Genomic DNA, 19991 nt, shown 5'->3' with positions numbered 1-19991 from the left:
ACATGGCTACGAACATCGTTCAGGGAGTGCCGTCCACACACGGCGATCACTACCAGCTCAACACCACCAACCTGATCCGTCACGCGGCACGCACCTACCCTGAGCAAGAAATCGTCTACCGCACAACGGCGGGCGACTGGGAGCGATACACCTATGCGGACTGCTACCTCCGAGTCAAGCGAGCTGCCAACGCGCTCAAGGGACTTGGAATCGGACCCGCTGACACGGTTGGTCTCATGGACTGGAACAGCAAGCGTCACTTCGAGATGAGCTGGGCCATCCCCGGTCTCGCCGCAGTGATGCTGCAGATGAATATCCGTTTGGCTATCGAGGATCTCGCCTACGTCACCGATCACGCGGACGCGTCCTGGATCCTGGTCGACGAGACCCTGCTCCCGATCGCCGAGGCTCTGGCTCCGCACGTGCCCCAGGTCAAGGGCTGGATCGTCATGTCCGACAAACCGCTTGCCGAGATCAGCACCACGCTCGAGAACGTCGTGCACCTCGAAGACCTCATGACTGAGGCGGATGCCCAGATCGACTGGCCGGTCATCGACGAAAAGTCCACGTACAGCGCGTGTTACACATCGGGGACGACGGGCCGACCCAAGGGTGTCTACTACTCGCATCGCGGCAGTTACCTGCATGCAATGGCGATGGCCGCGGCAAACGGTATGCGCCGCGACGATACCGCAATGCTCATCACCCCGATGTTTCACGGACAGTCCTGGTCGCTGCCGCACACAACGATGTGGGCTGCAGCAAAGATCATACTTCCGGGCCGCTACATGGCGGAGAACACGGAACTGTTGGTGGACATGATGATTGCAGAGAATGTGACGGTCGCCAACGGCGCTCCGGCCATCTTCCAGCCGATGCTCGACTACATCAAGACGCTGGACGTCAAGCCCGACTTCAGCAAGGTGCGCCTGCTCTCCGGTGCCACCGAGCCTGCGCTCTCGCTGATGCGCGACTTCTACGAGTTGACGGGCGCAGACTTCGTTCAAGGCTACGGCGCCACGGAGACAACGCCTTTGATCACGATGAACATGGGCATCAAGCCGTCGTTGCAGGGCAAGATCACCGACGACGAGAAGTGGAACCTCAAGCGATACCAGGGTTTACCCACCTCGGGTATCGACATCCGCATCGTCGACGCAGATGACAACGACCTGCCGCACGACGGCAAGAGCGTCGGCGAGGTCCTCATGCGTGGACCGTGGGTTATCGAGCGTTACCACAAGCTCGACGACGACGCAGATCGCTTCCTCGACGGGTACTGGCGCAGTGGCGATGTCGGCATGATCTACCCGAATGGGTACTTCAAGCTGACGGACCGCATCAAGGACGTCGTCAAAAGTGGCGGTGAATGGATTTCGTCCATCGACATGGAAAACGCCATCATCGCGCACCCCTTGATCAAGGACGCCGCCGTTGTCGGCATCTCACACCCGAAGTGGCAGGAACGCCCGCTGGCTCTCGTTGTCCCCGTCGAGGGTGCAGAGTTGACTCGCGATGATGTTGTCGGTGTCCTCGACGGACAGTTCGCCAAGTGGCAGATGCCTGACACCGTTCTTTTCGTCGACGAATTGCCCCGCACCAGCGTTGGCAAGCTGGACAAGAAGGTTCTGCGTGTTGAGCACGCCGATACGTACAAGGATGCAGCACTGTGAGCACTGATCAGATTCTGAACTCGACTCGCGACGGTGCGGTAGCTCTCCTCGAGATCAACAGGCCGAAGGCGAAGAACAGCCTCAACAATGAGCTCATGGATGCCATGGCTGCAGAGTTCACAGCATTGCGATCCGACGAGAGTGTCTTGGCCGTAGTTGTCTCCGGTGCAGAAGGCGTCTTCTGTGCCGGTGCCGATATCACGGCATTCGACGAGATCCGATCCCAGCCATTGGTGGGCGGCGGAACCGGCGAGGATTTCTGGTCTGTCCTCGCAGTCTTCCCGAAGCCTGTTATTGCCGCAGTGGAGAAGTTCGCACTCGGCGGCGGCTGCGAACTTGCGCTGGCCTGCGACATCGTGATCGCCGGCGAAGGTGCGCGGTTCGGCGTCCCCGAGGTCAAAATCGGGGCGATCCCCGGAGCCGGCGGAACCCAACGATTGATCAAGGCAGTCGGCAAGTCCAAGGCTATGGCCATGCTGTTGACGGGCGACTTCATGAAGGCCGAGCAGGCTTGCACTGCAGGCATTGTCGCCGATGTGGTCGCAGACGGTGAGGCGCTCGCCCACGCGACCGCGATGGGTCAGCGTATCGCGCAGAATTCCCCACTTGCTGTGGCATTGGTGAAAGACGCCGCATTGGCGTCCTTCGAAACCTCACTGACGCAGGGCCTCGAACACGAAAAGCGAAACTTCTACGTTGCTGTGCATTCAGCCGACAGCCTCGAGGGGCAGGCAGCGTTTCTCGGCAAGCGCGCTCCCCAGTTCACCGGAAAGTAGAAATCATCATGTCTGAACTATTCCCCGAGTACGTATCCCCTTGGGAGACTGACGATCAGCGACTCCTGCGCAAGCATGCCGCTGAGTTTTTCCGCAAGGAAGCAACGCCCAACCAAGCGAAGTGGGCCAAGCAGCAGCAGGTCGATCGTGAATTCTGGAACAAGGCGGGCGACGCCGGACTGCTGTGCCTCAATCTCCCCGAGCAGTACGGCGGCGGCGGCGGAAGTTACGGCCACGAAGTTGTAGTGATGCAGGAACGTGCGTTCGCACATGACACCGCCTTCGGCTTCGGTGTGCACTCGGTGCTGGGCTCGCAGTACTTCAGCAGCTACGCCTCCGAGGAGCAGAAGCAGCGCTGGATTCCGAAACTGGTGAGCGGTGAGATGGTGATCGCAGTGGCGATGACCGAGCCCGGTACCGGATCCGATCTGCAATCGATTCGCACCACCGCGGTCCGTGAGGGCGACGAATACGTCATCAACGGTTCGAAAACGTTCATTTCCAACGGATCTCATTGTGACCTGTTGGTTATCGTGGCGAAAACCGAAGCCGGCATCTCGTTGATCGTGGCCGAGACAAATGGACTGGCAGGGTTCGAGCGAGGCCGCGTTCTCGAGAAGATCGGCCAGCACGGTCAGGACACGTGTGAGCTCTCGTTCACCGACATGCGAGTGCCAGTGGAAAACCTTCTTGGTGGCGTAGAGGGCAAGGGCTTTGCCCAACTGATGGAGCAACTCCCGCGTGAACGTCTCACCATCGGCATCGAGGCAATCGCGATGGCAGAAGCAGCGGTGCTCGAGACTGTTAAATACGCCAAGGAACGTACCGCATTCGGGAAGCCGATTCTCGACTTCCAGAACACCAAATTCGTTCTTGCCGAGTGCAAAGCGGAAATTCTCGCCGGTAAGACCCTGATGGACTACTGCATCGGGCGTTACATGGACGGCACCCTCGACCCGGCTACGGCGTCGATGGCGAAGATGTGGGGATCGGATAAGCAGGTCGCGATCATCGACCGCTGCTTGCAGGTCTTCGGAGGGTACGGCTACATGATGGAATACCCGATCGCGCAGATGTATGCGGCAGCTCGGGTCCAGAAGATCTACGGCGGCACCAACGAGATCATGAAGGTTCTCATCGCACGCAGTCTCTGAAGAGCTGTCGTATAACACCTTTCGATACCAGGAGTAGATTTCATGGAGATTTCAGGAAGCAGCGCGCTCGTCACGGGTGGCGCATCAGGGCTCGGTTTGACAACCGTGACGGCGTTGGCGAAGGCTGGTGCGCGCGTGGTCGCGATCGACCTTCCCTCTGCCAACACCGATGGGCTCACCGCACTCGGTGACGCAGTTCAGTTCGTACCTGCTGACGTCACTGACGAAGAAGCAGTGACCAAAGCCGTCGAAATTGCGAACGGCGACAACACATTGCGCATCGTCGTCAACTGCGCCGGCATCGGCAACGGGATCAAGACGGTCAGCAAGAAGGGACCCTTCCCCCTCGATGCATTCAAGAAGGTCATCGACGTCAACCTGATCGGCACCTTCAACGTGCTCCGCCTCGCGGCGTACGCGATGTCGACAAACGAACCGGTCGACGGCGAGCGCGGCGTCATCATCAACACGTCTTCCGGTGCTGCGTTCGACGGTCAGATCGGGCAGGCTGCCTACGCAGCATCCAAGGGCGCCGTGATGGCGGCAACATTGCCGATCGCACGCGATCTGGCGTCGTTGCTGATCCGCGTCAACACGATTGCTCCCGGTCTGTTCAAAACTCCTTTGCTGGCTGGACTTCCGGAGCAGGCGCTGACCGCGCTGACGGCGCTGACGCTGCACCCGCACCGCCTGGGTGATCCTCGCGAATTCGGTCAGTTGGTGGAGGCTATCGTGGTCAACCCGATGCTCAACGGCGAGACCATCCGTCTCGACGGTGCCGTCCGGATGCCCCCGAAATAATGTCGGGTGCTGATGTATTTGCCGAAGACCTGACTGTCGGCGAGAAGTACGAGTTCGGACACCACACAGTGACCGAAGAGGAAATCGTCTCCTTCGCTTCGATGTGGGATCCGCAACCGTTCCACATCGATTCCGAGGCCGCCGCAGGTCATGGTTTCGGCGGGCTCATTGCGAGCGGTCTACATACTCTCGCGATTTATCAGCGGCTCACGGTGCTCCGCGTCGACGGACGATGGAAGGCTATCGCCGGGCGGAAGATTCAGGAAGCTGTCTTCGTCCGCCCGGTGCGACCGAACGACGTGCTCACCGGATCGATGGTCATTGCCGAGGTCTCGCTTGATGATCGTGGTCGTGGCCGAGTCACCTCGACCGCCGAACTGGTGAACGGTGCGGGTGAAGTTGTGCTCACCGCCATCGCAGTTGTTTTCCTGCACCGGCGCTCACCGGCAGTGCAGTAAGGAAGTACAGGTGGACCGCGTAAAATTGCGCGGTTCACCTGTTTCGCTACGTAAAGGGCAAATGCTGATGACTGAGTTCACTGCAGAATCGTTGAAGTTCGACGGCGGTGCCGGCCCGATCGCCGCGGATAAATGGTCGCCAGCGTCGACGGGCAACACCCGTGGAACTGTTCTGATGTTGCACGGCGGCGGCCAGACCAGGCACTCCTGGGACCGCGCCGCAAAGATTCTTGCGCACGAAGGGTGGGTTGTCTACACCCTCGATGCTCGCGGTCACGGAGACAGCGCCTGGGACGCGGAGGGCGATTACACCGTTGATGCTTTGGCGCAGGACCTGCGGTTGGTGATCGATCAGATCAGTGCAACCGAGGGCCGCACAGTGCGACCGGTGCTGTTCGGTGCGTCGATGGGCGGAATGACCGGCATGGTCGCGGAGGGTGAGTATCCGGGGCTATGCCGTGCTCTCGTTCTGGTCGATATCACCCCCAAGGTTCGGCCCGACGGCCTCGCCCGCATCCACGACTTCATGCGGGGTTCGCCGAACGGTTTCGCCAACCTGGAAGAGGCTGCCGACGCGGTGGCCGCGTATCAACCACATCGGACGCGCCCGAAGAATATCGAGGGTTTGCGGAGGAACGTGCGTGAGGGTTCGGACGGACGACTCTACTGGCATTGGGATCCGGCTTTCACCCGACTGGGCGCCAACCTCGACAAGCCGCAGGACAATCACGATCGTCTCACTGCCGCTGCGAATCACATTGCCGTTCCGACATTGCTGGTCTATGGCGCAGAGTCCGACATCGTCGGAGCTGACGGCATCGACGAATTGCTGGCGTTGATTCCACCTGCGCGGGCGGTAGCGGTTGCCGCCGCAGGGCACATGGTTGCCGGTGACGACAACGCGGTTTTCGTTCAGGCTGTGAGCGGATTCCTCGACGAACTCGGCAGCTGAAATGTAAGGATGGCGTGATGGCGGGTGAATCATCCGATGGCCCGAGCGAAGCTGTGACGGGTTGGTTGTCGCGGTGGGTTCAGCAGGTTTCTGGGCCCGTAGCTTTCGACGCCGCGGTCCATTACATCGATGACACCATTGCAGCTGAGTTACCCGAACTTGCGTCGGACGTCGAGTTGCGCCGTGACCTCGAAGCGAGCACGAGCGGGCACCTGCGGGCATTGCTGGTCAACTTGGGATCCGAGAGTATCGAGTTGCCCTCAGCGGCGTATGCGCTCGCGCGGACTTTGGCGCATCGCGGCTTCGGGATAGAGATGCTGCTGCGGTTGTATCGGGTTGGGCTTCGTGCAACGCATCGATATCTCGCGGATGCTGTCGAACGGAGTGCCGACGACCCGGAGCTGAAATCGGAAGTGTTGGTGCATCTCTGGTCGGCCTCGAGCGAGTGGTTGGACAGTGCGGTGGATGTTCTCGGTCCGGTGATTGTGGAGGAACGCCGCAAGTGGCTCGGCGGAATGTCTGCGCGACGGAGTGAGTTGGTCGCGTCGATTCTGCACGGTGATTCGGTGGATGTGGTGAACGCCAATGAAGTGCTGGGCTATTCGTTGAACCGGGTACAGACGGCGATGACGCTGTGGGTTGAGGACGTGCCGAAGGCTGCAGAGCGGTTGTCGGAGATCGCCGATGCGTTGGCGGCGATTCTCGGTGCGGGTGAACCGTTGGCGGTGTCATCGGGTGAGCGCGGGTTGTGGGTGTGGTGTGCGACGGATCGTGAGCCCGATCCGGGGTTGATCTCGACGTCGATTGCGCTGCGCGCTGCAACCGGCGTTCGTGTGGCCGTAGGCATGTCCGCGATGGGACTAGACGGTTTTCGGCGCAGTCATCGGCAGGCGGAGGCCGCGGCGCGGCTTGCCATCTTGGCGGGGCACGCGAGACAGGTGAGCAGCTACGCCGAGGTGGAGTTGGTGACCATGCTCTCCGCGGATGTCGAGGCGATGAAGGATTTTGTCTGTCGGGAGTTGGGGCCGCTGGTCGGCGACGATCCGGCTACCGAGAGGCTCCGGGAGACGGCCCTGGCCGTGCTGGTGTGGGGTATCGCGGGGGCCGCGAAAGTCATTCCGGTGCATAAGAACACGGTGCGTTACCGGCTCAATCAGATCGAAGCGCTGTTGAAGCACCCGATCGATCAGCGGCGTGCGCCGGTGGAGTTGGCATTGCGGTGTGTCGCTGAGTTCGGGGCCCGCGCCTTCCCTTAGACCCGGTGTTGTGTTCGGCGCACAACTGTCCGCCGATTCTTGGCCGTTGGCCACTAGTGGCAGGAGTGTGTGCCAGGACACACTCGAAGGCGTCGGTGAGTTATCGCGAACCGGATCCGAGGAGGGGAACACATGGGTGTCTTCAAGAACGAGGCTGACGTGTACAAGTACGTCGGCGAATTGATGAACAAGGGCGCATCTGATCCGGTGTTAGGCCCGAAGTTCGCCGCGTCAGGGGTGATACTGCGAGGGCACTATTCCGATCCCGATGCTGTTATCACCGTGGATTTCCCCAATGGCGAGGTCTTCACAGGTGTCGGCGTCGGACCTAAGCCGAATGTCGAACTCTTCATGAGCGCCGATGACGGCAACAAGTTTTGGCTCGGCAAGCTCAATCTGACTATGGCGATGGCCAAGGGTGGCGTGCGCGCCAGGGGTCCCGTCGCAAAGATCCTCAAGCTGGTGCCCGCCGCGAAGTCACTGTTCGAACCATACCGAGAGATGCTCGAGGCCGACGGTCGCACGGACCTGCTCGGTAGCTGAATCATCCACTGCCACAATAATTCTTAAGGAGAATGCGATGAAGACCAAGGCTGCCGTGTTGTGGGGCATCGGTGAGAAGTGGGAGATCGACGAGTACGAGCTCGACGATCCTAAGGCCGGCGAGGTGATGGTCAAGATGGCTGCGGCCGGGCTCTGTCACTCGGACGAGCACTTCGTCACCGGTGATCTGCCGATCCCATTCCCGGTGGTGGGCGGTCATGAGGGCGCAGGCATCGTGCACCAGATCGGGCCGGGTGTGACCGAAGTCGAGGTGGGCGATCATGTTGTGCTGTCCTTCATTCCGTCCTGCGGGCGATGCACCTACTGCGCCAAGGGGATGATGAACCTGTGTGATCTGGGAGGGGCGATCATGCTCGGCCCGCAGTTGGACGGCACGTACCGGTTCCACGGTCGTGGCGAGGATCTGGGCCAGGTGTCGATGCTCGGCACGTTCAGCGAGTACACGGTGGTCCCCGTCGCCAGTGTTGTGAAGATCGACGACGGCATTCCTTTGGACAAGGCCGCTTTGGTCGGCTGCGGTGTGACCACGGGCTACGGCTCCTCCGTCCGCACCGGAGAGCTGCGAGCCGGCGACGCCGCGGTGATCATGGGCGTAGGTGGCATCGGGATCAACGCTGTTCAGGGCGCCAAGATTGCTGGTTGCCGCTACGTCTTCGCCATTGACCCCGTGGCGTTCAAGCGCGAGAAGGCGCTCGAGCTCGGTGCGACCCACGCGTTTGCCAGCGTTGACGAGGCTTGGCCTGTCGTCTCGGAGCTCACTCGCGGACGGCTCGCGGACGCCTGCATGATCACCACCGACGTTGCGCTTCCGGATCAGGTCCTCGAGGGGCTGTCCCTGGTGGGCAGGGGCGGGCGCGTGGTCGTTACCGCCGTCGGCAAACCCGAGGAAATGACGATCTCGGCGTCGATGCAAGAGCTCACTACCTACGAGAAGTCGATCAAGGGTTCGCTGTTCGGTTCGTCCAGTCCGCAGTTGGACATTCCACAATTGCTGGAGCTGTACAACCTAGGCCAACTCAAGCTCGACGAACTCATCACCACCGAATACCGGCTCGAGGACATCAACCAGGGCTACGCGGACATGTACGCCGGCATCAACCTGCGTGGCCTGATCCGATTCTGAGTTGAAGGATTGGAATACTCAGGTACTCAAAGGTATTGACATATTAATGCCGCAGTCTTAATGTGGGGAATGTGATTCAGGCCACGATACTTCAGTGGCAACTCGACGCAATCTAGGACGTCTGACATGACAACATTCTTCCCCACTGCAGAAATTGCTCCCAAGAATACGGATCCGCTCGCGGTGGTCGGGCCGCTCGTCGCGCAGCGGACGCCAACTGCATTCGAAAGCATGGAGTACAAGTGCTTTTCGATTGATCCGGTGACCCCGACCATCGGTGCGAAGGTTTCCGGAATTCGTTTGTCGGGCAGCATTTCCGGCGATGCGATCGCAGAATTACAGCACGCACTTCTCGAGTGGAAGGTGCTGTACTTCCGGGATCAGGACATCGAACGCAGTGATCATCGCGAGTTTGCGCAACTGTGGGGGGAGCTCGAGCAGCATCCATTCTTCAAGTACGCGCAGCCCGGCCAGAGCGAGGCTGACGTCGCGACTCTTGCGAAAGACGGCATGACCGGCGGTGTCGAGAACACCTGGCACAACGACGTGACCTGGCATACCCATCCGTCTCACGCGGCGGTTCTGCGTGCGGTCGAGGTTCCGTCGCTAGGCGGGGACACGTCGTGGGCAGACATGGCTGCTGCTTATGATCTCCTGCCGCAAAATATCAGGGATCGGATCGATCCTCTTGTGGCTGAACATGATTGGATGGATTCGTTCGGACGTTTCATGCCGAAGGAAAATACCGACATGCTCCGGCCGCAGTTCCAGCCCGTTCATCACCCAGTGGTGCGGGTGATCCCGGAGACGGGCCGACGTGTTTTGTTTGTCAACAGCGGCTTCACAACTCGGATCCTGGGAGTATCGGAAGCGGAGTCAGATGAACTGCTGACGATGCTCTTCCGTCACGTTCAGCGTCCCGAGTTTCAGTTCCGACTCCGTTGGCAGCCAAACACCGTTGCGTTCTGGGACAACCGCACGTGCCAGCACTACGCGTCCAGTGATTACTTTCCGGCCAGACGCGTGATGGATCGCATTTCTATCGTCGGCGAGCGCCCCGTCGGTATCTCAGGCTGAAGTCGAAATTGCAAGGAGAATTACGTTGTCCCTAGACGAGGTGAAGGCGTACGTCCGTTCCGATTCCTTAACGCCAGTTCACTCCACACGTCGAGCGTGGCTGGTGACCGGCTTGCTGTTCGTGTTCATTGTTATCAACTTCGGTGACAAGGCGCTTCTCGGGCTGGCGTCGAAGCAGATCAGTGCGACGTTCGACCTCGACGCGTCCGAATACGGAATGGTTGCGAGTAGCTTCTTCCTGCTGTTCAGTGTGTCGGGAATTCTGGTCGGCTTCTTGGCCAACAGGTTCCCCACCCGGTGGTTGTTGTTCGGCCTTGCGGTGGTGTGGTCGCTATCGCTGGTGCCGATGCTGTGGACCACTTCGATAGTTGTCCTGGTGATTTCGCGTATTGCGCTCGGAGCCTCGGAAGGTCCTGCGTACGGCCTGTCGAACCATTCGATGTTCAAATGGTTCCCGTCCGACATGAGGCAGCTTCCGAGTAGCGTCTTGCTGTTGGGAAGCAGCGTCGGCACGCTCATCGCTGCGCCTGGGTTGACCTGGGTGATTCAGAACATCGGGTGGCGTCACGCTTTTGCTCTCATGGCAGTGCTCGGGGTTCTCTGGTGTGTTGTCTGGATGACGTTTGTTCGCACAGAAGGCCCGTACGGGGCAGGTGCGCAAGCTCCGGAAGTCGCGGATGTCAACGCTACTACCGCAGATGCTCCACCGTCGATGGAAGTACTGGAACAGCCTGTCCCTTATCGGCGGATCTTCTTCTCCGGCACTTTCGTTGGCAGCATCCTTCTCGGCTTTGCGGCGTATTTCGGTGTCGCACTCGCTGTCACCTGGGTTCCGCAGTTCTTGCAGGACGGCCACGGGCTGTCGGCGACAGCGGCTGGAAACGTGGTGGCCATCTACTGGGCCGTTGCCGGTGTGCTGGTGCTCGGTACCGGAATCGTCTCGCAGCGCCTGACGCTTCGTGGCGTGAGTACAACCTGGTCCCGGGGAATGCTCAGTGTTGCAATGGTTTTAGCAGGTGGAATCTTGACACTGCTAGGCGCATTCGCGTCGTCGTCGAATGTCAGTATCGTTCTGCTTATGATGGGACTCGCCGCGCCCGGTGGCGTTGTAGCGATCATTGTGACTCTCGCCGAAGAGATTTCGCCGGTTCGTCAACGTGGTGGAGTATTGGGTACCTGCGTTGCGCTCGCAACTATGGCCGGCCTGCTCGCACCGGCTGTGATGGGTAACTTCGTGGAAGCGTCGGAGACCGCGCTCGGCGGATACTCCAGCGGATTCAAGGTGCTGGCACTCCTGTGCATTGGTGCGGCAGCCCTCGGAGCTGTGCTGATCCGGCCGGCGCGCGATGCGGCTCGGCTTCGTAAGCCCGTGCTCGCCAACTCGTCGGCCCGATAACGTAATTCGAAACAAGGAGCAACGAGTGAGCATCGACGTCACCAACCCCGCGACCCGAGCAGTGGTCGGAACCATTTCCGTTCAAACGCCGGAAGAGGTATCCGTTGCATCGGCGAAGTTGCGCGCAGAACAGCCGGCCTGGGAAGCATTGGGGCCGAAGGGGCGCGGAGAATGGCTTCGTAAGTTTCGAGACTGGTTGCTCGACAATGAATCCCACCTGATTGATGTGCTGTGTTCCGAGACGGGAAAGCCTCGGACCGAGGCGGCTCTCGAGATCATGGTGATCTGCGACGGGATCAACTACTACGCCGAGCGGGCACCGAAGATTCTGGCAGAGGAGAGCATTCGGCCGGCTGGATTGTTGACCGCCTCGAAGAAGCTGACCAAAATCTACCGCCCACATCCGGTTGTCGGAGTGATCACGCCGTGGAACTTCCCCCTTCTGATCCCGGGGATGGACGCGGTGCCGGCGCTGCTGGCAGGGTGCGCGGTGTTGGTGAAACCGTCTGAATCAACACCACTCTCGGCACTCGAACTACTGCGTGGATGGCGCGAGATCGATGCCCCGCCAGTACTGGCCGTGGTCACCGGGCTCGGCGGCACAGGTGCGGCTGTGGTGGACAACGTAGACATCGTTCAGTTCACCGGATCCACTCGCACTGGTCGGCTGATCGCAGCCCGAGCGGGGGAACGGCTGATCCCGTGTTGCGTCGAATTGGGAGGCAAGGATCCGGCCCTCGTGCTCGCAGACGCTGATCTCGAGCGTGCGGCCAACGGAATCGCGTGGGCAGCGTTGATGAACTCTGGGCAGGCCTGCATCTCTGTGGAACGGGTATACGTCGAGGCGTCGGTGCACGATCGATTTGTGGGACTGCTGACCGAAAAGGTTGGGGCACTTCGGCAGGGTGCCGAGACGAGGCCGTCCGATATCGACGTGGGTGCCATGGCGACACCCGCGCAGGCCGAGATCGTTCGTACTCATGTGAAAGATGCAGTCGCACGCGGAGCGAAGGTCGTGGCCGGTGGCAATCTGGTCGATGGGGGAGCCTTCTTTGAACCGACCGTACTCACCGGCGTCGACCACACGATGATCTGCATGACGGAAGAGACATTCGGTCCAACCATTCCCGTCATGAAGGTCCGTGATGCTGACGAAGCAATTCGATGGGCGAATGACAGCGAATACGGCCTCTCAGCCACAGTGTGGACGCGAGATGAGGCACGCGGTGCGCGTATCGCGCGACGACTCGAAGCTGGTGCCGTCAACATCAACGACGCGTACGTCAATCTGTTCTGCTTCGGTCTGCCGCACGGTGGGTGGAAATCGTCCGGTATCGGGGCGCGACTCGGCGGTGCAGCAGGAATGCGCAAGTACTGCCGTCAGCAGGCCGTCACGACGCCGCGCATTCCCTTGGCCAAGGCCGAGGTTATGTGGTTCCCGTATTCACCTCGACGTGTCGGATTGGTTGCCCGCATACTTCGACTGCTGGTGGCGCGTGACCTATCGCGTCGAGTCGGACGGTCTGCCGGCCGTTAGAATTGGCCGGATGGAACTGATGCCCGACCCACGTGTGCGTACTGAGGATCTGACAGGCAAAGCCCGGATCCGAAATGCGGCGATGGATCTGTACTCGCAGTACGGGGAAGATCGAACGTCGATGCGTGCGATCGCCGCTGAGGCAGGCGTCAATGTGGGTCTGTTAGTGCACCATTTCAAGAACAAGGACGGGATTCGAGAAGCGGTAGAAGAGCTCGTCGTCGCCTATTTCAGGGAGGCGATCAGGGCTGTGCCGTCGGAAGGATCTCCGCGAGAGGTTACGGGTGCGCGTGACGCTGCGGTCGAGCGCATGCTCGAGTCCCACCCGGCGGTAGTGAACTATTTGAGGCGCGCGCTTCTCGACCCCGCCGAGCCTCGAGGGCACCTGCTGGAACGTCTGACGGAACTCACGAAGGACGAGGCGGCGAAAGCCCGAGAGTCCGGCACAATGCCAGGACATAGCCGTGAATCGACTCAGGTGGTCAGCATCATCGTCAGGCAGTTAGGCCGTCTTTTCCTGCAGCCGATGGTTGACACGATGTGGGATCAGCTGGCCGGACCGGACGAGACCGAAGATGACAAGCCGGTGCTCATCGTGGCCGTGCGAGATGTGCCGAGTTCTGAATAGGTGCCCTTGTCGGGCTTCGCAGTCCAGACTCCTCGCGTCGGCTGATTTCGACGACCGGGGGCCGACGTTAGCCCTGACAAACCAACTGCGCCCGGATACCACGTAGGTATCCGGGCGCAGAATAGAAGCGATCAAGCGGAAACGATCACCGATGAGCCGTGGCCGAAGAGGCCCTGGTTTGCGGTAATGCCGATGCGAGCGCCTTCGACCTGACGGCCTTCGGCTTGCCCACGCAGCTGCCAGGTGAGCTCGCAGACCTGCGCAAGTGCCTGTGCGGGAACAGCTTCGCCGAAGCAGGCGAGGCCACCGGACGGGTTGACGGGGATGCGGCCGCCGATGGTGGTGTCGCCGGCGCGGAGGAGGTGTTCGGCCTCGCCGCGCTTGCAGAGTGCGAGGTCTTCGATCCAGTCGAGTTCGACGGACGTGGCGAGGTCGTAGACCTCGGCGACGTCGACGTCCTCAGGCGAGATGCCGGCTTCTTCGTAGGCGGCGTAGCCGATGGATTCCTTGAACGTGCGCTCCGGCGCAGGCACGGCGGAGCTGGAATCGGTGGAGAAGTTCGGCATGTCCATGATCGTCTGCGGGAACGTCGGCGTGACCGTCGAAATTGCCTTGATACGAACAGGTTCCGCGATACCCATCTTGCGGGCGTATTCCATCGACGTCAGCAGGATGGCTGCTCCGCCGTCGGAGGTAGCGCAGATGTCGAGGAGGTGCAGCGGGTTGGACACCACGGGGGAAGCCAACACGTTTTCGACGGTGACCTCCTTGCGGTAACGCGCGTTCGGGTTGTTCAGACCGTGCTTGGCGTTCTTGACCTTCACGTTGGCGAAGTCCTCGGACGTTGCGCCGTAGAGATCGATGCGTCGACGCGCATTGAGTGCGAAGTACGCCGGGTTGGTCATGCCCATGAGGCGGAAACGCAGCCAGTCCGGATCGTCCCAACGCTCACCGGCGACGGGAGCGAGGAAACCCTTGGGGGTGGTGTCGGCGCCGACGACCAAGGCGACCTCACTGAGGCCGGCGAGGATGCGGGCGCGAGCTGTATCGAGTGCCTGGGCGCCCGTTGCGCACGCGGCGTACGACGTGGCGACGCGAGCGCCGTTCCAGCCGAGGGCCTGAGCGAAGGTAGCTCCGGCGACGTATCCGCCGTATCCGTTGCGGACGGTCTCGCCGCCGACGATGAAGTCGACGTCCTTCCAGTCGACACCGGAATCAGCGAGTGCGGCGCGAGCGGCGGCGACGCCGTACTTCACGAACGACTGGCCCCACTTGCCCCACGGGTGCATACCTACACCGAGTACTGCGACGTCTTTGCTCATGACTGCGACTCCTGTGCTGCTGCGGCTGTGGCTGCTGCTGCGGCTGTGGCTGCTGCTGCGACGGGCTTCCAGCGCCACGTCGTGCGGACTCCGGTTTCGTCGGTGTACAGCGGCTCGACAACCAGTTCGACGGTGTTGCCGACCTTGAGATCGTCGACGCCGTAACCGTCGGCCACCTGGCCGAGGATGACGAGACCTTCGGGCAGCTCGACGGCTGCGAGGGCGAACGGCACGTACGGGTCGGAGCTGGGGATGTACGGCGGCGGCGGCTGGTACTGCGCGTCGGTGTACGACCAGACCGTGCCGCGACGCGAGAGCTCGACGTCGGCGAACTCTTCACCCGAGCAGCTCGGGTTCTTGCAGAACGTGGTCTCGCGGGGGAAGGAAATAGTGCCGCAGGATTGGCACTTGGTGCCGATCAAGGCCGGTTCAGCGCCGGTCGTAAACCAGCCCTCAACTGCCGGCGTTGCAGTCTCGCTCATGCATACCTCATCTGTGGGCGTGCCTGATCCGAAGATCGAGGCCGCTGTAGCCGCTTACTGAAACAAGTTGCAGTATTACACGATATGCAGCGCAGATGGGTCGAATTTTTCGGTCAGTGGGACGCCTTCCAGAGCCTGCGACGCGCCGGTTTTGCCTGAGCTGCGGCGTTGATGATCGACGACGCCTCGGCCTGATCGAGGATCTTCTCGCGAATCCGTCCGTGGGCGGCGCCGCGTTCACGTTCGGCCTTGTCGATAGCGTGCCATCCTGCGCGATCGACAACGGCTGATTGCCTGGCCCGGACCAATCGATCCAGAGCGGATGCGTCGTCGACGGGGGTGGTCAGGCGGCCGTTGTTGAAGTCATCCACGAGCTTGCCGACGGTTTCCTGGGCGCAGGATTTGTTGGTGCCGATGAAACCGCTGGGGCCGCGTTTGATCCAGCCTGTTGCGTAGACGCCGGTTAGGCCTGTGACGCGGCCTCCATCGTTGGGAAGGACCGAAGCGCGCTCGTCGAACGGGACACCGGTGATCGGGACTCCGCGGTAACCGATGGACGTGAGCACCAGTCCCGCGTCGATGGTTTCGCGTTCGCCGGTGGGTTCGACGGCGACGGTACCGTCGCCGTCGACGAGTGTGTTGCGGTCGAACTCGACGCCGGTAACGTGATCGTCGCCGGTGATGGCAGTCGGTGTGAGCAGGTACCGCAAGGTGATTTTCTTGCTGCCGACGTCGACGTGATCGCGATTTTTCAAGGCTTCGAGGAGCCTGAGTTTCTGCTCGACGGCATGCGGAAGCGCGTCTGCATGTTCGGTGGCCGGATCGAGAATCATGTCGTCGGGGCCGACGGACAGCTCGATGTCCGGCAGTGCCATCAGACCTGTGAACTCGGGAACGGTGAAGGCAGACTGCGCAATTCCTCGTCGGCCGACGATGACTACCTCTTCAACGCGACTCTTGCGCAATGCTGCGAGCGCATGGGCGGAGATGTCGGTGGCGGCAAGCTTCTCGGGATCTGCCGTCAAGATGCGAGCGACGTCGAGCGCGACGTTGCCGTTTCCGATGATGACGGCGCGTCGGTGCGAGAGGTCGAAGATGTCGTCGGCATGATCGGGGTGGCCGTTGTACCAGGCCACAAAGTCTGTGGCCGAAGCTGTTCCGGACAGATCGGCGCCTGGGATGCCCAGGGCGCGATCGGACGAAGCGCCTACCGCGTACAGGACTGCATGATGGTTTTCGAGAAGTTCGTTGTGGGAGAGATGATTACCGATCTCCACGTTCAGGTAGAACTCGAAACCCTTTTGTGCGGCGATCTTGTCGAACAGGCGGGTGACCTGCTTGGTCTTCTGGTGATCGGGAGCTACGCCGGCGCGAACCAGGCCGTAGGGCACTGGAAGTCGATCGAAGACGTTAACCTGCACATCTGGTTGCGTCAGCAATTCGTCGGCCGCGTACATCGCCGATGGACCGGAACCGACGATCGCAACTCGCAGCGGCGGACGCCCCTGATCGATGGTGGCAGCCGGAATCACCTTGGCGAGCAGTGGTCGCGGCCGCTCCTCCTTGTAGAAATCCGCATTGATCTGCAGGAAAACCCGTTGCGGGTCAGTTAGTTTCGACTCGGGCACAATCGCATCGACCGGGCAGGCCGATACGCACGCTCCGCAGTCGACGCAGGCCTGTGGGTCGATGTGCAGCATCTCGGCACTGAGAAAGTCCGGCTCGTCCGGCGTCGGATGGATGCAGTTGACCGGGCAGGCGTAGACGCAGGAGGCGTCGCTGCAGCAGGACTGCGTGACTACGTGTGACATGGCGGCAAAGTTCCGATCTAGGCTGCGGCGTTATGTGTGCTGCGATGGGGTTCGCTGCGGAAACGTGATGCGCGGCCATCCATCTTGCAGGCCTTCCACACCAGGCGCGACGCGCGATTCATCAGGCCGGTTTCCGTGGCGAGCATGCGGACGTCACCGAAGTAGTTGCGCAGCGTCTGACGCGATTCGGGGAGTTCCCAGAACAGGTCCTTCTTGACGGATGCCGGGATGTCGAACTGCTTCCAGAAGGTCTTCGGCGGAATCACGATGGCGTCGCACAGGATTCGCATGACAAGGGGGAAGAGAAGCGAAAGGACGAAGCGGCTGGGACGCGACATCAGTGGGATGCGTCGGCTCAGGAGCTTGTGCGCGAAAGAGATATGGCGTGCTTCTTCGGCAACGTGAATTGCCATGACGGACTGCATAATCGGGTGGATTTCACCGTCGGCGCGCAGGATGCTCTTCTGAATGTGATCGATCGGTTCCTCGCCGGCCAGGACGCCCACGAAGAAGATTTCGGGAAACGGTCCGGCAGCGAGGGGGACGAACGGTGCCAGCATGCGCATCGGGCGACTCATGCCGGGAGCATCGACGCCGATGCGGTTCACCATCTCCTGGAACATCATGGTGTGGTTGCACTCTTCGACAGATTCGTGGGTGCAGTAGCGGGCCTCAGCCGACTGATTGGGCAGCGAGAAGACGTACTGCATCATGCCGCGGATCAGGATGTTCTCGAATTGGAGGCCGACCTTCGCGACGTTGGCCTGACGCCACATTCCGATCTCGATCCGCCTGGCCTCGCTCTGTGCCTGGTACCAGGGGTGGGCACCCAGCGGATCTGTCTCGGCCGGGAGGATCCAGCGGGGGTCGTTGGGGGTGACCGCGAACTCGGGGGAGTCCCAGTCGATGTCGAGGTAGGGGTCGAAGCGCTTGTGTACCGATCCCTCGGACAGGAGGCGGAGTGTCTCGTTGTACGAGTCGTCGGATGCTTCCGCGTTCTTGCCGAACGCCGTCGTGAGCGTCATATTCGTCTCCCTCTTCGGTGGTATCGAGGGCCGGTTCTTGTGATCGCAGGCACTCGGTCTGCGTTTAATGTAACCGCAGGTATCAGGAAAAGCTAGCCCCCTTCGGCCTGGTGGGGTCGGGCCGCATAACTTACTGTTGAGTAGCTTCATGAACCCGCAGACAGGACCGGTACTGACGTGATCAGAAGTCTTTTCAGCAATTTTGTGTTGAGTCCGCCTACGCGACTCCGTTCGCTCCTTCCGGGGCCCCGTACCGACCTCTCGAACAAGACCATCGTGCTGACCGGGGCGTCGTCCGGAATCGGTGAGGCAACCGCGCACAAGTTGGCCGCCCGGGGTGCCGCGTTGATCCTGATCGCCCGCGGAGTCGAAGAACTCGAGCGAGTGCAGGGCGCCATCCAGAGGGAGGGCGGACAGGCGCACGTCTTGCCGGCGGATCTCTCGAAAGGCGAGAGCGTCGACGCGCTTGCCGACGCCATCGCCGATCAATTCGGAACGGTAGATGTTCTGATCAACAACGCGGGTCGGTCGATCCGTCGGACTGCCGCCGACTCGGTGGAACGGTTTCATGATTACGAGCGCACGATGGCGCTCAATTACTTCGGGCCGGCGCGGTTGACGCTGCGGTTGTTGCCCTCGATGCTCGAAGCTCATTCCGGGCACATCGTCAACGTGGGGACATGGGGTGTGAGCGCTGGCGTGATGCCCAGGTTCAGCGCGTATCACGCATCGAAATCGGCGCTCAGTGCTTTCGGCCGCAGCCTCGGAGCTGAATGTCATGGCACAGGTATCGACGTCAGTACGGTGCAGTTTCCGCTTATCCGTACGCCGATGATCGCGCCTACTTCCGACTATGTCAGTCAGCCGGCTTTGAGGGCGGATCAAGCGGCGTCGTGGATTCTGCGGGCAATTGAGACTCGGCCGATCGAGTTGTATCCCCGCTACGCCGGGCTATTGCGGGCGATTGGTGCAGTATCCCCTTCTGCGACAGATGCTCTGGTACGCAGGGCTGGAATCTGAGATCTTCGACTATTGGCGAGCAAAGACATCAATCCAGCGCACAGCAGCATCAGTGCAGTGTCGATGGTTTGGAACGGCCAGTGCCGACTCTGCGGGTGGGAGAGGATTTCGTAGTGGTCGATGCCCTGCTGCCTGAGGCAAATTTGAACGAGTAGTGCCGTTCGATGCAGTACTTGGATGTTATGTCCAAGATCGACTGGGCATTCTGCATAGTTGCCGAACAGTGGATCTTCCACCCGTGATCCGGAAGTTTCACTGACGACGACGGCTGATGATGTTGCCATCCATGGGATTCCACCGAAGTCCACTCGACATTCGATTCGACGTCGGGCAGTTCGTATCGGCGGACGTTGGGGCCGGGACGCTGCGTCGGATCTTGGTGGGGTCGATCGTAGAATCGCCTGTCAGCCAAGGCATATTCGAGATACTTCGTATCCATTGACTTCACCTCCCCTGATCGGCGGCCGGAATGCATCCCAGCATCTGTGTGGTTTGTTAACGAGGAGCCAGAGGTTCCCAGATTTTGAACTCACGCTGTGGGATACCTCGTGAGGGGGAAACGGACTTGTGGATCATGCGCCCGTCATCTATCGGGTCATGTGGATCAGGATAGGGTAAATCCATTGTGCAGTGGTCGATTTGGCAAAATTTGTTGATGAATTGTGAAAGCTGCCTTGTGGGCACTTTAGTGTGTTGAATCAAGGACATTCACGTGCGAGCAGATAGTTTGCTTCCTCTCGACGTGCCGGACCGAATGCCCTGGTGGATGGCACCCCATCAGGGCATTCGGTTGTCGGTCGTACTGTCTGAAATCTGTTTCAGCCCAGCAACTCTACTCGGCTGGTCAGGGTAGGAGCTGGTTCAGGAAGGTGTTGCTGAATACCTTGTGTGGGTCGAGTTGGTTGAATGCCGCGTTGGCGGTGTCCCAGTTGTTGT

The 19991-nt window shown here is 60.7% G+C and carries 20 protein-coding genes; 14 read left to right on the top strand and 6 right to left on the bottom strand.

Features of this window, described 5'->3' with window-relative positions:
• Window positions 1-2: 2 nt before the first annotated feature.
• The 13 genes from QM600_RS15165 (at window position 3) to QM600_RS15105 (ending at window position 13395) form a co-directional block, all read left to right on the top strand.
• The gene (locus QM600_RS15165; protein WP_283262308.1) at window positions 3-1673 is read left to right on the top strand and encodes a long-chain-fatty-acid--CoA ligase; all 1671 of its coding nucleotides are present in this window, start codon (window positions 3-5) and stop codon (window positions 1671-1673) included.
• Window positions 1670-2449 carry an enoyl-CoA hydratase-related protein gene (locus QM600_RS15160; protein ID WP_283262307.1) on the top strand — a complete coding sequence of 260 codons (780 nt, stop codon included), beginning with the start codon at window positions 1670-1672 and terminating at the stop codon, window positions 2447-2449. The genes QM600_RS15165 and QM600_RS15160 overlap by 4 nt, the downstream gene beginning before the upstream one ends.
• 8 nt (window positions 2450-2457) lie before the next feature.
• Window positions 2458-3603 (top strand): acyl-CoA dehydrogenase family protein, encoded by a 1146-nt coding sequence (locus QM600_RS15155; protein WP_283262306.1) that lies wholly within the window; start codon window positions 2458-2460, stop codon window positions 3601-3603.
• Between the two features lie 42 nt (window positions 3604-3645).
• A complete protein-coding gene (locus tag QM600_RS15150) occupies window positions 3646-4404 on the top strand; it encodes an SDR family NAD(P)-dependent oxidoreductase (protein WP_283262304.1) in 759 nt (252 codons plus the stop codon).
• Complete coding sequence (locus QM600_RS15145; RefSeq protein WP_283262302.1) at window positions 4404-4862, top strand: MaoC/PaaZ C-terminal domain-containing protein; 459 nt, start codon at window positions 4404-4406, stop codon at window positions 4860-4862. The genes QM600_RS15150 and QM600_RS15145 overlap by 1 nt, the downstream gene beginning before the upstream one ends.
• Window positions 4863-4929: 67 nt before the next feature.
• Window positions 4930-5814 carry an alpha/beta fold hydrolase gene (locus QM600_RS15140; protein ID WP_283262301.1) on the top strand — a complete coding sequence of 295 codons (885 nt, stop codon included), beginning with the start codon at window positions 4930-4932 and terminating at the stop codon, window positions 5812-5814.
• 17 nt (window positions 5815-5831) lie between these two features.
• On the top strand, window positions 5832-7070 hold the full coding sequence (locus QM600_RS15135) for a PucR family transcriptional regulator (RefSeq protein ID WP_283262300.1): 1239 nt from the start codon (window positions 5832-5834) through the stop codon (window positions 7068-7070).
• A 132-nt stretch (window positions 7071-7202) separates the two neighbouring features.
• Window positions 7203-7613, top strand: a complete 411-nt coding sequence (locus tag QM600_RS15130) for an SCP2 sterol-binding domain-containing protein (RefSeq protein ID WP_283262299.1) — start codon at window positions 7203-7205, stop codon at window positions 7611-7613.
• Between the two features lie 37 nt (window positions 7614-7650).
• Window positions 7651-8757 carry an NDMA-dependent alcohol dehydrogenase gene (locus QM600_RS15125; RefSeq protein WP_283262298.1) on the top strand — a complete coding sequence of 369 codons (1107 nt, stop codon included), beginning with the start codon at window positions 7651-7653 and terminating at the stop codon, window positions 8755-8757.
• 126 nt (window positions 8758-8883) lie between these two features.
• Window positions 8884-9834, top strand: a complete 951-nt coding sequence (locus tag QM600_RS15120; protein ID WP_283262297.1) for a TauD/TfdA dioxygenase family protein — start codon at window positions 8884-8886, stop codon at window positions 9832-9834.
• Window positions 9835-9859: 25 nt separating this feature from the next.
• Entirely contained in the window at window positions 9860-11230 is a 1371-nt protein-coding gene (locus tag QM600_RS15115; protein WP_283262296.1) for an MFS transporter, read from the top strand.
• A 25-nt stretch (window positions 11231-11255) separates the two neighbouring features.
• On the top strand, window positions 11256-12767 hold the full coding sequence (locus tag QM600_RS15110) for an aldehyde dehydrogenase family protein (protein ID WP_283262295.1): 1512 nt from the start codon (window positions 11256-11258) through the stop codon (window positions 12765-12767).
• Between the two features lie 19 nt (window positions 12768-12786).
• Complete coding sequence (locus tag QM600_RS15105; RefSeq protein WP_283262359.1) at window positions 12787-13395, top strand: TetR/AcrR family transcriptional regulator; 609 nt, start codon at window positions 12787-12789, stop codon at window positions 13393-13395.
• A 131-nt stretch (window positions 13396-13526) separates the two neighbouring features.
• Here the strand turns inward: QM600_RS15105 and QM600_RS15100 are convergent, their stop codons facing one another.
• The 4 genes from QM600_RS15100 to QM600_RS15085 form a co-directional block, all read right to left on the bottom strand.
• Window positions 13527-14717: a lipid-transfer protein gene (locus QM600_RS15100; RefSeq protein ID WP_094270446.1), complete on the bottom strand. Its 1191-nt coding sequence runs from the start codon at window positions 14715-14717 to the stop codon at window positions 13527-13529.
• Window positions 14714-15199, bottom strand: a complete 486-nt coding sequence (locus tag QM600_RS15095; protein ID WP_283262294.1) for a Zn-ribbon domain-containing OB-fold protein — start codon at window positions 15197-15199, stop codon at window positions 14714-14716. The genes QM600_RS15100 and QM600_RS15095 overlap by 4 nt, the downstream gene beginning before the upstream one ends.
• A 113-nt stretch (window positions 15200-15312) precedes the next feature.
• Entirely contained in the window at window positions 15313-17010 is a 1698-nt protein-coding gene (locus QM600_RS15090; RefSeq protein WP_283262293.1) for an FAD-dependent oxidoreductase, read from the bottom strand.
• Between the two features lie 17 nt (window positions 17011-17027).
• On the bottom strand, window positions 17028-18035 hold the full coding sequence (locus QM600_RS15085) for an AurF N-oxygenase family protein (protein ID WP_283262292.1): 1008 nt from the start codon (window positions 18033-18035) through the stop codon (window positions 17028-17030).
• A 177-nt stretch (window positions 18036-18212) separates the two neighbouring features.
• On the opposite strand from QM600_RS15085, the gene QM600_RS15080 reads away from it, so the two are divergent.
• The gene (locus QM600_RS15080; protein WP_283262291.1) at window positions 18213-19055 is read left to right on the top strand and encodes an SDR family oxidoreductase; all 843 of its coding nucleotides are present in this window, start codon (window positions 18213-18215) and stop codon (window positions 19053-19055) included.
• Between the two features lie 49 nt (window positions 19056-19104).
• Here QM600_RS15080 and QM600_RS29895 read toward each other — a convergent pair whose 3' ends face one another.
• Window positions 19105-19494, bottom strand: coding sequence for a class III lanthionine synthetase LanKC N-terminal domain-containing protein (locus tag QM600_RS29895; RefSeq protein WP_502942984.1), 390 nt, complete (start codon window positions 19492-19494; stop codon window positions 19105-19107).
• A gap of 405 nt (window positions 19495-19899) precedes the next feature.
• A partial coding sequence (locus tag QM600_RS29890; RefSeq protein ID WP_502942990.1) for a cholesterol oxidase substrate-binding domain-containing protein occupies window positions 19900-19991 on the bottom strand: 92 nt, incomplete at its 5' end.

The sequence above is a fragment of the Rhodococcus sp. IEGM 1379 genome (assembly GCF_030056815.1).
In the GTDB taxonomy this organism is placed as follows: Bacteria; Actinomycetota; Actinomycetes; order Mycobacteriales; family Mycobacteriaceae; genus Rhodococcus_F.
This window is presented reverse-complemented; position numbering and strand designations above follow the sequence as displayed.

Coding starts and splice junctions, on each gene's coding strand:
- QM600_RS15165 (WP_283262308.1), top strand. CDS start 3: ATGGCTACGAACATCGTTCAGGGAGTGCCGTCCACACACGGCGATCAC.
- QM600_RS15155 (WP_283262306.1), top strand. CDS start 2,458: ATGTCTGAACTATTCCCCGAGTACGTATCCCCTTGGGAGACTGACGAT.
- QM600_RS15150 (WP_283262304.1), top strand. CDS start 3,646: ATGGAGATTTCAGGAAGCAGCGCGCTCGTCACGGGTGGCGCATCAGGG.
- QM600_RS15145 (WP_283262302.1), top strand. CDS start 4,404: ATGTCGGGTGCTGATGTATTTGCCGAAGACCTGACTGTCGGCGAGAAG.
- QM600_RS15140 (WP_283262301.1), top strand. CDS start 4,930: ATGACTGAGTTCACTGCAGAATCGTTGAAGTTCGACGGCGGTGCCGGC.
- QM600_RS15135 (WP_283262300.1), top strand. CDS start 5,832: ATGGCGGGTGAATCATCCGATGGCCCGAGCGAAGCTGTGACGGGTTGG.
- QM600_RS15130 (WP_283262299.1), top strand. CDS start 7,203: ATGGGTGTCTTCAAGAACGAGGCTGACGTGTACAAGTACGTCGGCGAA.
- QM600_RS15125 (WP_283262298.1), top strand. CDS start 7,651: ATGAAGACCAAGGCTGCCGTGTTGTGGGGCATCGGTGAGAAGTGGGAG.
- QM600_RS15120 (WP_283262297.1), top strand. CDS start 8,884: ATGACAACATTCTTCCCCACTGCAGAAATTGCTCCCAAGAATACGGAT.
- QM600_RS15105 (WP_283262359.1), top strand. CDS start 12,787: ATGCCCGACCCACGTGTGCGTACTGAGGATCTGACAGGCAAAGCCCGG.
- QM600_RS15100 (WP_094270446.1), bottom strand. CDS start 14,717: ATGAGCAAAGACGTCGCAGTACTCGGTGTAGGTATGCACCCGTGGGGC.
- QM600_RS15095 (WP_283262294.1), bottom strand. CDS start 15,199: ATGAGCGAGACTGCAACGCCGGCAGTTGAGGGCTGGTTTACGACCGGC.
- QM600_RS15090 (WP_283262293.1), bottom strand. CDS start 17,010: ATGTCACACGTAGTCACGCAGTCCTGCTGCAGCGACGCCTCCTGCGTC.
- QM600_RS15085 (WP_283262292.1), bottom strand. CDS start 18,035: ATGACGCTCACGACGGCGTTCGGCAAGAACGCGGAAGCATCCGACGAC.
- QM600_RS29895 (WP_502942984.1), bottom strand. CDS start 19,494: ATGGATACGAAGTATCTCGAATATGCCTTGGCTGACAGGCGATTCTAC.